The sequence below is a fragment of the Acinetobacter sp. BSP-28 genome (genome assembly GCF_044130285.1).
Taxonomy (GTDB): domain Bacteria; phylum Pseudomonadota; class Gammaproteobacteria; order Pseudomonadales; family Moraxellaceae; genus Acinetobacter.
This window is the reverse complement of record NZ_JBIQOB010000013.1, coordinates 1-13,599: the sequence shown is the minus strand read 5'-3', so window position 1 is coordinate 13,599 and position 13,599 is coordinate 1. Positions and strand designations below refer to the sequence as shown.

The window sequence follows — 13,599 nt, the reverse complement described above, 5'->3', positions numbered from 1 at the left end:
AACTATGCAATGTTCAATTTTTAAATCTAGCAAAAAAGATGAAATGTATCTTTACATCGCCCGCCCAGAAGCAACTGAAAATGAAGCTGAGGTAGTAAATCCGCTGGAAATTTTACCGGAAGCGATGCGCGTTGCATTTGGCCGTGCAACTTTTGTCATGGATTTAGAGTTAACCGAAAGCCGTAAACTGGCACGTGTAAATGTCTTGCATGTGATCGACTCTATTGAAACTAAAGGTTTCTTTATTCAAGTACCTCCAGAAGGATTAATCAATCCCAATGCGGTTGCACCTGAAGGGCTACGTGGCGCTTAATAGTTAATCAGGAGTTGTAACGATGAATAGTTTTTTTTCACTACTAGATTCAATTCCTGAAGATAACATTGCTGTCACGGTGTATCTTGTAGGAAGTCTGATTATTCTCTGGGCTTGGTACGTTATTGCAAAACGTTTGCCTAAACCATTAGGTGGAATGACATGGCTGATCGGCTTTGCGATTTTACTGACGCCTACAGTTTCTGAAGGAAATAATGCTTCTATCGCCCCAGCCTTTTTTGGACTGTTATTTGGTATTTTAACTAAAGAAAAAGTTTTGGTCTGGACAAATGCCTCTCTCATTCTCTTTGTGGTAGGGTTAGGCTTGGTTATTGGAGCATTATGGTCAAAATACATGGCCAACAAGGCAAAATTCGTAGCAAACAAAAATAGTTCACCGCTTTAAGTAAAAAAATAAGGTTAGATCATGTCTGTGGATACTCAACAATTTTCCGGTACAGATCAGTACATTGCGACTGATAGTTTAAAACTTGCTGTTAAGGCTGCACGTAGTCTGCAAAAGCCACTTTTGGTTAAGGGTGAGCCGGGTACAGGTAAAACCTTGCTTGCTGAACAAGTTGCAGAAAGCTTGGGGCTTAAACTGCTCACTTGGCACATCAAGTCGACTACCAAGGCACAGCAAGGCTTGTATGAATACGATGCGGTATCACGTTTGCGTGATAGCCAGTTAGGCGACGATCGTGTTTATGACATTAAAAACTACATCAAACCTGGAAAATTGTGGGAAGCCTTCACCAGTGAACAACGCTGTGTATTGTTGATTGATGAAATTGACAAGGCAGACATCGAGTTTCCAAATGACTTATTGCATGAACTCGACAAAATGTCGTTTTTTGTCTATGAAACCGGTGAAACCATCACTGCGACGCAACGTCCAATCGTGATTATTACTTCAAATAATGAAAAAGAATTGCCCGACGCATTCTTGCGCCGCTGTTTCTTCCATTATATTGAATTCCCTGATGAAGCGACTATGCGCGAGATTATTGATGTGCATTTCCCGCAAGTATCAGCCGCTTTGGTCAACGAAGCCCTACAGGTTTTCTTTAAGCTTCGCCAGATTCCGGGCTTAAAGAAACCACCATCAACTTCTGAATTAATCGACTGGTTAAGCTTGCTGATGGCAGATGACATGCCTGAAGATATTCTGCGCAATCATGATAAATCCAAAGCGATTCCACCACTTTATGGTGCATTAATTAAAAACGAGCAAGATGTACAGTTGCTTGAACGTTTAGCCTTTATGTCACGTCGCTAAGGGAGAAACACGCATGTTTGTGCGATTGTTTTATACCTTACGCAAATACGGTGTGCCGGTATCGACGCGTGAATTGATTGATCTGAATGAAGTGGTGGCTTCAGGTCTGGTGTTTGCAAATCAGGATGAATTCTATCAACTGGCCAAAACCGTTATGGTCAAGGATGAGCGATTCTTTGACAAGTTTGACCGTGCCATGAAAGATTACTTTGATGGCATCTCTACTTTTGATCTGGATGATTTGCTCAATCAAGTACATAAGTTGCCAAAAGACTGGTTTGATCTAGAGCTTCTGGAAAAGCATCTGACACCTGAACAGCGCGAAGAGCTAAAAAAAGCCGGTTCACTGGAAGAGCTGATGAAGATGCTGGAAGAGCGTCTTCGTGAGCAGCACAAGAAGCATCAAGGCGGAAACAAGATGATCGGTACCGGTGGTACGTCGCCATTTGGTGCCTACGGTGATCATCCTGAAGGTGTGCGAATTGGTGGGCCGGGACGTAAACGCTCTGCTGTAAAAGTTTGGGAACAGCGCAAATACCAAAATCTCGATGATGAGCAGATTCTGGGTACTCGGCAAATGCAAATGGCACTCCGCCGTTTACGTAAATTTGCCCGCCAAGGCGCTGCTGAAGAGCTGGATATCAATAGCACCATTCGGGAAACCGCCAAGCAGGGCATTCTGGATGTCCAGTTGGTGCCGGAACGTCGCAACCGGATTAAAGTGTTGATGTTGTTTGATGTCGGTGGGTCTATGGATTCGCACATCGCGCAATGTGAAAAACTGTTCAGTGCGGCCAAAACCGAATTCAAGACTTTAGAATATTTTTATTTTCATAACTGCCTCTATGATTATGTCTGGAAGGACAATATTCGTCGTTCTAATACCCGTATGAATACCTGGGATCTGTTCAATACTTATGGACGAGACTATCGGGTAATTGTGGTGGGGGATGCCAGTATGGCACCTTATGAGCTGAACTCGGTGGGTGGTTCTGTTGAATATATGAATGATGAAGCGGGCAATGTCTGGCTACAGCGTTTACGTCAACACTTTGAAAAAACCGCCTGGTTGAATCCGGAAGAAGACAGTTATTGGCATTACACCCATACCATCGGTCAGATCAAGCAGATTTTTGAAGATCATATGTATCCCATGACCTTAAAGGGCGTGGAAGACATGACAAAATATTTGGCTCGTTAAACGTATTGAAATCAAATGCGTTCTTTTTAAATGAAGGAATTGAAAATGGATCATCAAATTAATGGCATACCATTACCCAATGAAGAAGGTTTCTTTGGACAATACGGTGGTCAGTTTATTCCACCTCATTTAAAAGAAGCGATGGACGAAATTAATGTCGCGTATGAGCAAATTCGTCATACTGCAGAATTCCAGAATGAATTGGCTGACCTATTTGCCAACTATGTCGGTCGTCCAAGTCCACTGTTTCATGCCAAGCGTTTGTCTGATCTATTGGGTGGAGCGCAAATTTACCTGAAACGTGAAGATTTAAACCACACCGGTGCACATAAGATTAATCATTGCCTAGGCGAAGCTTTGCTTGCCAAATATATGGGTAAGAAAAAAGTAATTGCTGAAACCGGTGCAGGCCAGCATGGTGTGGCGCTTGCAACGGCATGTGCTTTAGTCGGTATTCCATGTGAAATTCATATGGGACAAGTGGATATTGAAAAAGAACATCCAAACGTAGTCAAAATGAAGATTTTGGGTGCCAACCTGATTTCTGTTACACGTGGTACGGCAACATTAAAAGATGCGGTAGACAGCGCGTTTGAAGAATATTTAAAAGATCCGAAAAATTTCATTTATGCGATTGGTTCAGTGGTTGGTCCACATCCATTCCCGAAAATGGTGCGTGACTTTCAAGCAATTATTGGTGATGAAATTAAAGTTCAGACCAATGACCGTTTTGGCTCAAACCCGGATTATATCGTAGCTTGTGTCGGTGGTGGTTCAAATGCCATGGGGGCCTTTTCTGCATTTTTAAACGATGCCGATGTAAAACTAGTAGGTGTAGAACCTGCAGGTCATGGTCTGGATACCACTATGCATTCGGCAACCTTAACTTTGGGTAAGCCAAGTCAGCTACATGGTATGGCGTGTTATGTCCTTGAAGACGAAAAAGGTGAGCCTTTGCCGGTACACTCGATTGCTTCAGGTCTGGATTACCCGGGCGTGGGTCCGCAGCACAGCTTGCTGAAAGACTTGGGCCGTGTGGAATATACTACAGCGACTGACCAGGAATGTCTGGATGCCTTTATGACACTTTCTCGTGTAGAAGGTATTGTCCCAGCATTGGAAAGTTCACATGCGGTCGCTTGGGCTTTACGTGAAGCACCAAAAATGGCTAAAGATGTGAAAATTGTGGTCAATGTTTCTGGTCGTGGTGATAAAGACGCAGACTATGTTGCTGCAAAGTTAGGTTTGAATTAATTATAAAATCTTCCTCTTGCGCCTGCGGCTCATCTTTTAAAAAGAGAGACTTAATTTCCATCTTTATAAGAAGATAGTAAAAGTCTCCCTTGATTAAAGGAGATTTAGAAGGATTAAAAAAACCTCTCATTTCGAGAGGTTTTTTTATGTGTTTTAAAGCTTAACTGGCGATATATTGCTGCAGTTGGTCAATCAATTTGCGCTGATCATCCATCACGGCTTTGACCAAATCACCAATCGAGATCAAACCCACCAGTTTTTCATTTTCAACGACAGGAAGATGACGTAAATGGCGATCAGTCATTAAACCCAAACAATCTTCAACACTGGCTGATTTAGTTACAGTAAGTACTTTGGCAGTCATGATTTCACCGACTGTCGTTTCTTTAGCGGTTCGTTCCATCAGCGTGACTTTACGAGTGTAATCACGTTCAGAAAAAATACCGACCACTTTCTCTTGATCAGTCACTACCAGTGCACCAATGCCTTTATCTGCCATAAGCGAAATTGCTTCAAGTACCGTTGATTCCGGACGAATTGTAAAAATAGTTTTATCAATTTTATCGTGAATAACTTGTGCAACATTGGTCATTTATTATCATCCTTCTTGTTCTTTGTTTGACATTAAACTTAGCGCGAAATCAGAAAAATGCAAATACTTTTCAGGTCATTAATAAAATTTTACATTTCTCTAAATTTCAGTTTTAACACTTTGGACAAAAACTTAAACGGGCTGTAAAGATTCAGCAAAAAAGAAATGCCGCATCTGTTGCGTGGTTAATTTAAATTTTTGGCTCGATGAATTACAAAGTGCAGGGGTTACATTTAAACGCGTTAATGTCGGTAGCAGGGATTCCTGAAAATCTGCCGGGGTAATTTTACGCGGTGTATAATTTGGCCAATGGCGTTCAGCATATTTCTGTGCCTGCAAACCATTTAACCAAAATGGGAAAATAAAATCTTCATGGTCAGACATCATGGCCCAACCTTGCTGATGATATAAACCCCAAAGTACTCCGCAGTACATCATAGATTTTAAAATCGTGATCTTAAAAAATAAATCTTTAGGAATAGGCTGTAATGAATTAATTCGACTCATACCCGAATACATGTAGTGAATTCAGCCATTATTGTAAGGAATGAAGATGAAACTTCAGTGTAAGCTTTGAGAAACAATGTAAATAAATATGTATTTAAAAACAGAAGGCATTAAAAAACGCCACCTTGGTGACGTTTGATTAAGCTTGCATGGTGGCCAGTTTCTGCCAATATTGAGCTTTGAGAGAGTCGCGTTCTACTCGGAAACCTTGATAATAAAGTTCTGCTAAAAATAAAGCTGCTTTACCATGTCCGGCACGAGCGACTTCTTCCAGTTTTTGAACCGCATCTGCAAAATTCATTTGAGATTGAATAGTATTTACTGCATCTGCATATGCATGTTCTAGGTCTTGATGAGAGAGTTGTTGAATCATATTAAACTCCTTATTGTAATTATGATTGCTAAATAAGACTATTAAATTTGTCTTGATACTAATTTAACTAGGTGTTGTTAAAGTAATATTACATTGAACCTAAATTGTCAAACAATATCTATGGGCTGTATTGTTAAAATCAAGGTTACATGATTAAACAATGTACAAAATGATCTTTGATTAGTATGCTAATAGAGGAATTTTAAAATATAAGGAGAATAATATGACAAAAACATTTGATGGTTTTACGTTTGATTTGCCTCCGACTGCAGATCAGATCATTGAACTCGCGCATCAGCATCGTAAAAATTTAGATGAAGCTATTTTCCATCAAGAAATTCACCTGGGTAATTTTTGTTTGGCCCAGCGTAAAAGAGTTTATGATTTTACTCGACAGCTTGATGTTCAGCAACGTGAGGATTTTTATAATGTTTATAATGGTGAGTTGCTGCGCATAGCAGATGATGATGAGCTGCATCCCGTGCATGCCGAAAGAGGAGTGGGAGCTTTCGCAATTCTACTGGTATTGGGGATTATCGCATTGGTACTTTACTTTGCAGTGATCCGAAATGTAATTGGCTAATCGCTGATTTTGATTTGCTCAATTTCTGTTACAAATGCGGCGAAATTGAGCAAATTTGCTTGTGCTTCTTCATGCTGCATCCTACACTACCTTGAATTCGAGGTAGGTTATGCATATTGCTTTACAAAAAATTGTTCAATTAAAATCTCAAATAAAGCTGGAAGATATTTATAACGGATTCGTCGTTACAATCATTGCCATTATCTTGATTCTTGCTTTCATTGCTCTGCATCGTCCCATTACTGTTAAACAGTTTGGAAATGTAGTGCAACTTTCAGCTCAAGCCAGTTATCCGGCAACTCAGGAAATGGCCATGCTGCTGATGCAACAACCTCAAATTCCTTATGCCCAATATTTTAAATTGATGCAGGCGCATCATGTTGAGATGACACAGGCTCATCAATTACCTCCTTTGCAACCGGAGTAGTAATTGTTTTGGGGATTTGCTCAATCGAAGGTATGTTTGAGGGAGTTTGTGGATTTAAATCTTGTTTCAGTACAGCTTCCAGCGCGGGTTTGTCTAATTTTTCATTCACAATGATGATGGTGAGACGTTCAGGATGCAGATGTTTTTGAATGGCATTTTGCACATCTTGCACAGTAATTTTTTCTAGTAATTTTGGATAATTACTCAGGTAGTCAGCGGGTTGATTATAAAAACCTATAGAACCTAACTGTGCATTGATACTGGCATTGCTACTATAATTGTTCGGAAAAGCGCGTAACATGCCAGCCTTGGTTTCTTGCAGCTGTTTCTCGTCAATGGGCTGTTTGACAAAATTGACCAAGGCCTGATGGGCGACCTGTATACTGTCGTACAGCTGGTCTTGTCGGGTCGAATAACTAAAACTAAAAGTTCCGGGAGCCTGGCTAAATGAAAAAGAACTATAGACGCTATAGGTAAAACCACGTTTCACCCGTAGTTCTTTCATTAAAATGGAATTAAAACCACTTCCGCCAAACATCTGGTTGGCTACTTCTAGTGCCAGTCGATCCGGATCATAGCGTGTAGGGCCTAATTGTCCCATCATCACATGGGCCTGACTGGAGTTAAACTTGATGTGGCGAATATCAAAGCCTGATTTATCGATGGGTTGAGCCAGTGGTTTGGCTTGTTCTCCCTGTTTTAAGCTGGCAGCGATACGTTCAGAAAGTTGCTGTGCCTGTTTAGGACTGAGTTGGCCGGTAATGGCAATATTCAGGTTCTGAGCCACTAGAAATTGATTGCTAAATTGTTGTAATTGCTCTGGTGTGATTTTACTGATACTACGCTGAGTCCCGGTAATGGGTTCAGCATAGGCATGTTTTCCATATAAAGCACGGTAAAATAGAATACTCATCATGCGACTAGGGCTTTCCTGGATCTGTTTCTGGCCTACTAGCGTATTGCTTAATACCAGATTGATACTGGATTTTTTAAAGGTTGAATGGTTTAGCATTTCAAGTAGCATGGCTAAAGCAGATTCAAGTTTATTGGGGTCAGACAATACCCGTAATTTAACGATGAACATGTCCCGATAAGCACTGGCACTAAATTGAGCGCCTACGCTTTCAAAAGCACGGGCAATTTGATTGGCGGTATATTTTTCTGTTCCTTCATCAATCAGTTTTGCCGCCATATTGGCGATGCCATATAAACCTGGTGCGATTTCTTCATCCCGTGCTGAGCCAGCATTAAAGGTCAGTTGAATATCGACCATGGGTAGGTCTTGCGATTCCACAAATAGCGTACGAACATTATATTTGTTTTTCAGATCATGCACATAAGGGGCATGAAATTGATTTTGTGGATTGCTGATTTTTAAACTTTGTAGCAGTGGAATGGATTTGAGCTGTGTCGGATTGTCATCGGGAAGGGTATTCAAGTCGATGTCAGCCATTGCTGCTTGAGCCCAGATCATGGAACCAAAAATAAAAAAAGAATTCAGCTTGAACATGGCAAATTCCACTATGGAGCTTTATTTTCAGGAGAAAGATATAGGGTACTGAGATTATCACGGCTAAAATAAACATTCGCCACACGTTGTATATCTTGCGGGGTGACAGTTTCAAAATGTTTGGGCAGTTCATCCATCAAGCGAAAACTTAAACCGTTAATCTCCAGATTGCCGATCATCCGGGCTTGTCCGGCAATGTCATCCTGGCTATAGACTAAATTGGAGACATATTTAGCCGTCACTCGCTCGACTTCTGCGGCTTTAATCAACTCGGTTTTGAGCAGCTCAATTTCGGCTTGAATGGCTTGTTCAGCCTCTGGCAAACCCACCCCATCAGTGGGCAAGGCAGAAATGCTTAATAAGCTGTCTCCACGGCTATAAGGATCATAAGACACACTGACTGCGGTCAATATTTTTTTATCACGAACCAGACGATCTTGCAGTCGTGAAGAAATTCCGCTGTCTAAGATGTTTTTGATAATTGTTAAGGCATAAGCATCTTGCGGATTTTTTGTTGTGACCAGTGAGCGCACGTTCCAGGCCATAAACAGGTTGGGTACTTTCACAGGAAAATTCAATTCCATATGGCGATAACCGATATGGTCAAATTCTAATACGTCATTGCGTGGCGGGGTTTTTCTGACAGGGATATCGGCAAAATACCTTTGTACTTGTAGCAAGGTCTTTTCAGCATCAACATCACCGACAATGACCAGTATGGCATTATTAGGTCTATACCAGTCGCGATACCATTTTTTGACATCTTCAAGCTGAATGTTTTGCAGATTTTTCATGTAACCAATCACCGGCTGACGATAATGGCTGGTTGGATAGGTGATCCATTTGAACCGTTCGAAAGCTAAAGATCGTGGATTGTCATCTGTGCGTAAGCGCCGTTCTTCCATCACCACTTTAATTTCAGGGTCAAAATCCTGCTGGCGTAACAGCAGGTTGCTCATCCGGTCTGCTTCGAGTTCTAAGGCCATCGGTAAATAGGTTTTAGGGTAAAGCTGATAATAATTGGTGTAGTTGGTAAAAGTCGCAGCATTGACCCGTCCACCATACATGCGGCTTAAACGGGTAAATTCATCATCGGGAACTTTTTGCGTACCTTTAAACATCATATGTTCCAGTACATGCGAAATGCCTAATAAGTTCCCCGATTCATCACTGCTGCCAACCCGGTACCAGATTTGCGTCATGACCATGGGAGAATGGTGATCTTCGCGAATAATCACTTTTAAACCGTTTTTAAGCGTAGTTTCAAAGGTCGTACGTGCCAATTTACTTTGCGTTTCTGCATGTACCCAGCCACTTTGAAGCATCAATAAAGCCAGAGTGAGAGTCAAAATAAAATTTTTAAGAAAAGATGGCTTTAAAAAAAGTGGGTAGTTGCTTTTGAACACAAGATATACCCCCTAGTAATAAATTATATTTATGATCATTTTTCAGAAACTGCTTCCTGAAAGCAAAGGTTAAGTTGTTGGTTTTTGGTGTGTTCAGTGTCTACTGGAAAACGTACGACAAAACTATGCTAGAATCCTTGTTTTTTAACGCTATGCTTTTCAAGGATTCGGCATGCAACAGCAATCTAATGGGCAAAATAAATTTTTGATTGATGCTGATATCGGGGATGACGATGTCACTTTACCGAATTTACCTGCGGTAAATATCCCTATTGTTGAAACTCAAAATGAACAAGTGAATGTTTCTGCGCCTGTAGCCACAGAAACAGAGCAAACAGAAATAGAGCAAGACGATACGCCTAAAGGTGGCTTTTTTAGCCGCATGAAAGAAGGGTTAACGAAAACCCGTAAAAACCTTGCTGATGGTATGGTCAACATTCTCATTGGTGGTAAAGAAATCGATGATGAATTGCTGGAAGAAGTTGAAGAGCAATTACTGGTTGCAGATATTGGTGTAGATGCAACTAAAACCATTATTGCCAACTTAACCGAACGTACTGCGCGTGGTGATCTGATTTATTCACATTCGCTTTACAAAGCGCTGCAAGAAGAATTGGTGGCATTACTTGCACCGCGCGTTAAACCCTTGCATATCGATCCAAATAAAAAACCATTTGTGATTTTGGTAGTAGGTGTGAATGGTGTAGGTAAAACTACTACGATTGGCAAGCTAGCAAAACGCTTGCAAGGCGAAGGCAAAAAAGTCATGCTGGCTGCGGGTGATACCTTCCGTGCGGCGGCAACCGAACAATTGCAAATTTGGGGCGAACGCAACAATATTTCAGTGGTTGCACAGGGTCATGGTGCAGACAGTGCTTCGGTAATTTTTGATGCCTTTGAAAGTGCACGTGCTAAAGGTGTGGATGTGCTGATTGCAGATACAGCGGGTCGTTTGCATAATAAAGGTCACTTAATGCAAGAATTGACCAAAGTAAAACGTGTGATGCAAAAAATTGATGCGACAGCACCACATGAAATTATGCTGGTTGTGGATGCGGGTACTGGCCAAAATGCAATTAATCAGGTTGAAATGTTTGACGAAGCTGTTGGCTTGACAGGGCTAACCATTACCAAGCTCGATGGCACGGCTAAAGGTGGTGTGCTATTTAATATTGCCAGCCGTACCCATGTGCCTATCCGCTTCATTGGTGTGGGTGAGAAAATTGATGATTTACGCCCATTCTCGGCAAAAGCATTTGTTGCTGCACTCTTTGAAACTGAAAAGTAAAATGCGTTATATTTCACACAAACTCCGCTAAATGCGGAGTTTGTTGTTTTAGTGATAATTGTTTGATTTAAAAAACAACATTCAAAAATCCCGGATCCAAAGCTCAGCCTTATAAAACCGCTAGAATATTAGAAAATCTTAAAAGCTTTAGCATTCTTATTGGGGAGTACTGTTGTGGCATTATTAGAGAAAATTGGTCACGTCTTGACGACAGATATCACTAAAGAATTGAGATTTAAAAAAAGAGCTGCTGAAGAGGTGAATGAATTAACATTTGTCGATCATTTAAAAAAACGTCGCAGTATTTATGTTCTAGGAAGAAAAGTTCCTTTTAGTCAGGCCTATTTGGCGGAATTGATTCAAGAGGCGGTACGGAGCTGCCCATCTGCATTAAATTCTCAAAGTTCAAGAATTGTAGTGTTATTTGGTGATTCCCATGAGCAATTTTGGCAAATTGTCAAAGAGGTACAGCGTAAAATAGTCGCGGTACATGTATTTGATGGTGCAGCAATGAAGATAGATCAATGCATGGAAGGATATGGAACGGTACTGTTCTACGAAGATCAGAATACTATTCAAAAATTGCAAAAGAAAATCCCTTTCAATGCGGATGATTTTCCAATCTGGTCAGAACAGACGTCTGGTATGGCGCAGTATGCGGTATGGACAGCCTTGGCTGATTCAGGCATCGGTGCTTGTCTACAGCATTATAATCCCAGTATAGATGCTGCAATTTCGCAACATTTTCATATTAATGAATCCTGGTTGCTGCGAGCACAGCTGGTTTTTGGTTCCATAGAACAAGAAGCAGACATGAAACCGATTACTCAGGATGCTGAACGATTTAGAATTTTGAGTTAATCTCATCGCTGTATTAATTAAGCACCCTTACTGGGTGCTTTTTTATTTTATAATAGTTGAAAATCAGCTATAGAGCTGTTCTATAAATAAACACAATGTCACTCTTTTAATCCTGTAATACGCCTAAAATGAATATAAGATCAATCTATTCTAATTATGCTTATTAAAACTCAAAGAAGGTGAGCTCATGTCATTTTTAGCACATATGAAACAACGCCGTACTATTTATGCAATTGGTAAGAATGTTCCTATCACAGCAGATCAAATAGAAGATGTCATTAAAGATGCAGTGCGTAATAGTCCCTCAGCTTTCAATTCACAAACTTCACGTGTGGTCACTCTATATGGCGAGTCGCATGCGAAATTCTGGAGTATCGTACGTGAAACATTGCGGAAAATCGTGCCAGAAAGCGCATTTGAAAATACCAATGCAAAAATTAACAGTTTTGCAGCAGGTTATGGCACGGTATTGTTTTTTGAAGATCAGGACGCGGTAAAATCGCTACAAGAACAGTTTCCATTATATGCAGAGCATTTTCCAGCGTGGTCAGAGCATTCTACAGGCATTGCGCAGTTTGCTGTATGGTCATCATTGGCAGAACAGCATATAGGAGCTTCATTGCAGCATTACAATCCTGTCATTGATGATGAAGTTGCAGCTACTTTCGATATTCCTGATAACTGGAAATTACGTGCCGAATTGGTATTTGGTTCAATTGAAGCACCCGCGGGAGAAAAAACATTTATGGATGATAGTGTTCGTTTTAAAAGATTTGATTGATTTTTCTTCAATTAAACCGAAATAAAGCAGAGTGTTAATTTATGGATGAGAAGATATAAAGATAAATCGATTAATTTGCAAAGCTTATCTCAACAAAGTCTTGAAACTAAAGCTGTATTAAAAATGGTTTTGTCATAAAATTGCCATTTATTCATTGCATAGTGCAATGAATTTTTAACAATCAAATGAAGAGATAGTGAAATGAGCTTAAAATTAACTTTAGCTGCAGCTGCATTGATGTTAAGTGGTACCGCATTCTCAGCAGTCACTATTTCAGCACCAGAAGAAATTAAAATTTTGGCGGTGAATGATCAGGAAGTGAATACCGGATTATTTCGCGCCAAAAACAATCAATATAAAGTTGATGCCGGCACCAGCAATATCAGTGTACGTTACACTCAGTATTTTGAACATTTGAATGGTGAACACGATATTGTAAAATCAGCTTTAGTGACCATACAAACACCAGTTTTACAAGACGGTGGAGAATATCGACTAGACTTAGTCAATGCACCAGCAAATTTTGAAGCTGCAAAGAAATATGCGGAACAACCAATCGTGGCGTTGTTTGATAAAAATAATCAGATGCTGGTTCAACAAGCGGGTGCAAACACAGAACAAAAACCATGGTTAGCACAGAGTATCTTTTCAAAAACTACTGATTTAACGCAAAAGAAAATAAAGTTGGAAAATCAGCCAGCACCCGTATATACACAAGCGGCAGTGCAGGCCAAAGTGGCAGCGGTTAGTTCCGGTGAGTCAGTAACGTCAGCAGTAACTGGTGATCAGCAACTGATTCAATTATGGCAAAAAGCAAATAAGGCAGAACGTCAGAAATTTATGTCATGGCTGGCAGAGCAGGCCAATTAATTCAAATAAAACCAGCATTAAGCTGGTTTTATTGTTTTAAGGGAAAAATAATCATAATTAAAGTGATCGAGATGATCTAAAAAATGAATGTTGCAATGTGTAAAAAACACTCAAAATAGTCTTTAAATATGCTAAAAATAGCTTCTTGGGTTAAAAAACAAACGCTCGAATGCAAAATTATAGAAAATTCTATAATAGGGGTTGCGTTGGTTTAAAAACTCTATAGAATATGCTGCATCCCGACGCGATACAGCAAACGAACTTAGCTGAACAGGTTAAGTTGTTAAATGTTTATTGCGTTATATTTTCTACTGACGAGGTAGAAAATAGATCATTAAGAGATTATGAAGAACA

General features: G+C 40.3%; 16 protein-coding genes. 11 read left to right on the top strand and 5 right to left on the bottom strand.

The genetic code is table 11. The features are described 5' to 3' along the window. Positions 1-4 precede the first annotated feature (4 nt). Genes ACE01R_RS10780 through trpB form a run of 5 tightly spaced genes read left to right on the top strand, consistent with a single transcriptional unit; the run spans position 5 to position 4,047 of the window. Positions 5-313, top strand: coding sequence for a YcgL domain-containing protein (locus ACE01R_RS10780; RefSeq protein WP_395551270.1), 309 nt, complete (start codon positions 5-7; stop codon positions 311-313). Between the two features lie 22 nt (positions 314-335). Continuing rightward, on the top strand, positions 336-719 hold the full coding sequence (locus tag ACE01R_RS10775) for a hypothetical protein (protein ID WP_395551156.1): 384 nt from the start codon (positions 336-338) through the stop codon (positions 717-719). A 21-nt stretch (positions 720-740) separates the two neighbouring features. Then, positions 741-1,592 (top strand): AAA family ATPase, encoded by an 852-nt coding sequence (locus ACE01R_RS10770; RefSeq protein ID WP_395551155.1) that lies wholly within the window; start codon positions 741-743, stop codon positions 1,590-1,592. Positions 1,593-1,605: 13 nt separating this feature from the next. Continuing rightward, positions 1,606-2,793 (top strand): VWA domain-containing protein, encoded by a 1,188-nt coding sequence (locus tag ACE01R_RS10765; RefSeq protein ID WP_395551154.1) that lies wholly within the window; start codon positions 1,606-1,608, stop codon positions 2,791-2,793. A gap of 45 nt (positions 2,794-2,838) precedes the next feature. Then, the gene (trpB, locus tag ACE01R_RS10760) at positions 2,839-4,047 is read left to right on the top strand and encodes a tryptophan synthase subunit beta (RefSeq protein WP_395551153.1); all 1,209 of its coding nucleotides are present in this window, start codon (positions 2,839-2,841) and stop codon (positions 4,045-4,047) included. A gap of 160 nt (positions 4,048-4,207) precedes the next feature. Here the strand turns inward: trpB and ACE01R_RS10755 are convergent, their stop codons facing one another. The 3 genes from ACE01R_RS10755 to ACE01R_RS10745 form a co-directional block, all read right to left on the bottom strand. Further along, complete coding sequence (locus tag ACE01R_RS10755; RefSeq protein WP_395551152.1) at positions 4,208-4,639, bottom strand: CBS domain-containing protein; 432 nt, start codon at positions 4,637-4,639, stop codon at positions 4,208-4,210. A 132-nt stretch (positions 4,640-4,771) separates the two neighbouring features. Next, positions 4,772-5,146 (bottom strand): DUF2750 domain-containing protein, encoded by a 375-nt coding sequence (locus ACE01R_RS10750; protein WP_395551151.1) that lies wholly within the window; start codon positions 5,144-5,146, stop codon positions 4,772-4,774. Between the two features lie 139 nt (positions 5,147-5,285). Continuing rightward, positions 5,286-5,519 (bottom strand): hypothetical protein, encoded by a 234-nt coding sequence (locus ACE01R_RS10745; RefSeq protein WP_166168431.1) that lies wholly within the window; start codon positions 5,517-5,519, stop codon positions 5,286-5,288. A gap of 223 nt (positions 5,520-5,742) precedes the next feature. Here ACE01R_RS10745 and ACE01R_RS10740 point away from each other — a divergent pair, with 223 nt between their 5' ends. Continuing rightward, positions 5,743-6,102 (top strand): hypothetical protein, encoded by a 360-nt coding sequence (locus tag ACE01R_RS10740; protein ID WP_395551150.1) that lies wholly within the window; start codon positions 5,743-5,745, stop codon positions 6,100-6,102. Positions 6,103-6,211: 109 nt separating this feature from the next. Beyond that, complete coding sequence (locus ACE01R_RS10735; protein ID WP_395551148.1) at positions 6,212-6,529, top strand: hypothetical protein; 318 nt, start codon at positions 6,212-6,214, stop codon at positions 6,527-6,529. On the opposite strand, the gene ACE01R_RS10730 is transcribed toward ACE01R_RS10735, so the two are convergent. Beyond that, positions 6,459-8,039: an insulinase family protein gene (locus ACE01R_RS10730; RefSeq protein WP_395551146.1), complete on the bottom strand. Its 1,581-nt coding sequence runs from the start codon at positions 8,037-8,039 to the stop codon at positions 6,459-6,461. The two genes, ACE01R_RS10735 and ACE01R_RS10730, sit on opposite strands and share 71 nt — an antisense overlap. Positions 8,040-8,050: 11 nt before the next feature. Beyond that, on the bottom strand, positions 8,051-9,364 hold the full coding sequence (locus ACE01R_RS10725; protein ID WP_395551145.1) for a M16 family metallopeptidase: 1,314 nt from the start codon (positions 9,362-9,364) through the stop codon (positions 8,051-8,053). 253 nt (positions 9,365-9,617) lie between these two features. Between ACE01R_RS10725 and ftsY the strand changes: the two genes are divergently transcribed. The 4 genes from ftsY (at position 9,618) to ACE01R_RS10705 (ending at position 13,245) form a co-directional block, all read left to right on the top strand. Next, positions 9,618-10,733, top strand: coding sequence for a signal recognition particle-docking protein FtsY (ftsY, locus tag ACE01R_RS10720; protein ID WP_395551144.1), 1,116 nt, complete (start codon positions 9,618-9,620; stop codon positions 10,731-10,733). A 174-nt stretch (positions 10,734-10,907) separates the two neighbouring features. Next, positions 10,908-11,594 carry a nitroreductase family protein gene (locus ACE01R_RS10715; RefSeq protein ID WP_395551142.1) on the top strand — a complete coding sequence of 229 codons (687 nt, stop codon included), beginning with the start codon at positions 10,908-10,910 and terminating at the stop codon, positions 11,592-11,594. A gap of 187 nt (positions 11,595-11,781) precedes the next feature. Beyond that, complete coding sequence (locus ACE01R_RS10710) at positions 11,782-12,375, top strand: nitroreductase family protein (RefSeq protein ID WP_395551140.1); 594 nt, start codon at positions 11,782-11,784, stop codon at positions 12,373-12,375. Between the two features lie 201 nt (positions 12,376-12,576). Next, positions 12,577-13,245 (top strand): DUF2057 family protein, encoded by a 669-nt coding sequence (locus tag ACE01R_RS10705; protein WP_395551138.1) that lies wholly within the window; start codon positions 12,577-12,579, stop codon positions 13,243-13,245. The last annotated feature ends 354 nt before the right edge of the window (positions 13,246-13,599 follow it).

Bases quoted from the DNA above. Each gene is read 5' to 3' on its own strand.
- ACE01R_RS10745 (WP_166168431.1), bottom strand. From the start codon at position 5,519: ATGATTCAACAACTCTCTCATCAAGACCTAGAACATGCATATGCAGAT.
- ACE01R_RS10755 (WP_395551152.1), bottom strand. From the start codon at position 4,639: ATGACCAATGTTGCACAAGTTATTCACGATAAAATTGATAAAACTATT.
- ACE01R_RS10735 (WP_395551148.1), top strand. From the start codon at position 6,212: ATGCATATTGCTTTACAAAAAATTGTTCAATTAAAATCTCAAATAAAG.
- ACE01R_RS10705 (WP_395551138.1), top strand. From the start codon at position 12,577: ATGAGCTTAAAATTAACTTTAGCTGCAGCTGCATTGATGTTAAGTGGT.
- ACE01R_RS10750 (WP_395551151.1), bottom strand. From the start codon at position 5,146: ATGAGTCGAATTAATTCATTACAGCCTATTCCTAAAGATTTATTTTTT.
- ACE01R_RS10710 (WP_395551140.1), top strand. From the start codon at position 11,782: ATGTCATTTTTAGCACATATGAAACAACGCCGTACTATTTATGCAATT.
- ACE01R_RS10780 (WP_395551270.1), top strand. From the start codon at position 5: ATGCAATGTTCAATTTTTAAATCTAGCAAAAAAGATGAAATGTATCTT.
- ACE01R_RS10725 (WP_395551145.1), bottom strand. From the start codon at position 9,364: ATGCTTCAAAGTGGCTGGGTACATGCAGAAACGCAAAGTAAATTGGCA.
- ACE01R_RS10765 (WP_395551154.1), top strand. From the start codon at position 1,606: ATGTTTGTGCGATTGTTTTATACCTTACGCAAATACGGTGTGCCGGTA.
- ACE01R_RS10775 (WP_395551156.1), top strand. From the start codon at position 336: ATGAATAGTTTTTTTTCACTACTAGATTCAATTCCTGAAGATAACATT.
- ACE01R_RS10770 (WP_395551155.1), top strand. From the start codon at position 741: ATGTCTGTGGATACTCAACAATTTTCCGGTACAGATCAGTACATTGCG.
- ftsY (WP_395551144.1), top strand. From the start codon at position 9,618: ATGCAACAGCAATCTAATGGGCAAAATAAATTTTTGATTGATGCTGAT.
- ACE01R_RS10740 (WP_395551150.1), top strand. From the start codon at position 5,743: ATGACAAAAACATTTGATGGTTTTACGTTTGATTTGCCTCCGACTGCA.
- ACE01R_RS10730 (WP_395551146.1), bottom strand. From the start codon at position 8,039: ATGTTCAAGCTGAATTCTTTTTTTATTTTTGGTTCCATGATCTGGGCT.
- trpB (WP_395551153.1), top strand. From the start codon at position 2,839: ATGGATCATCAAATTAATGGCATACCATTACCCAATGAAGAAGGTTTC.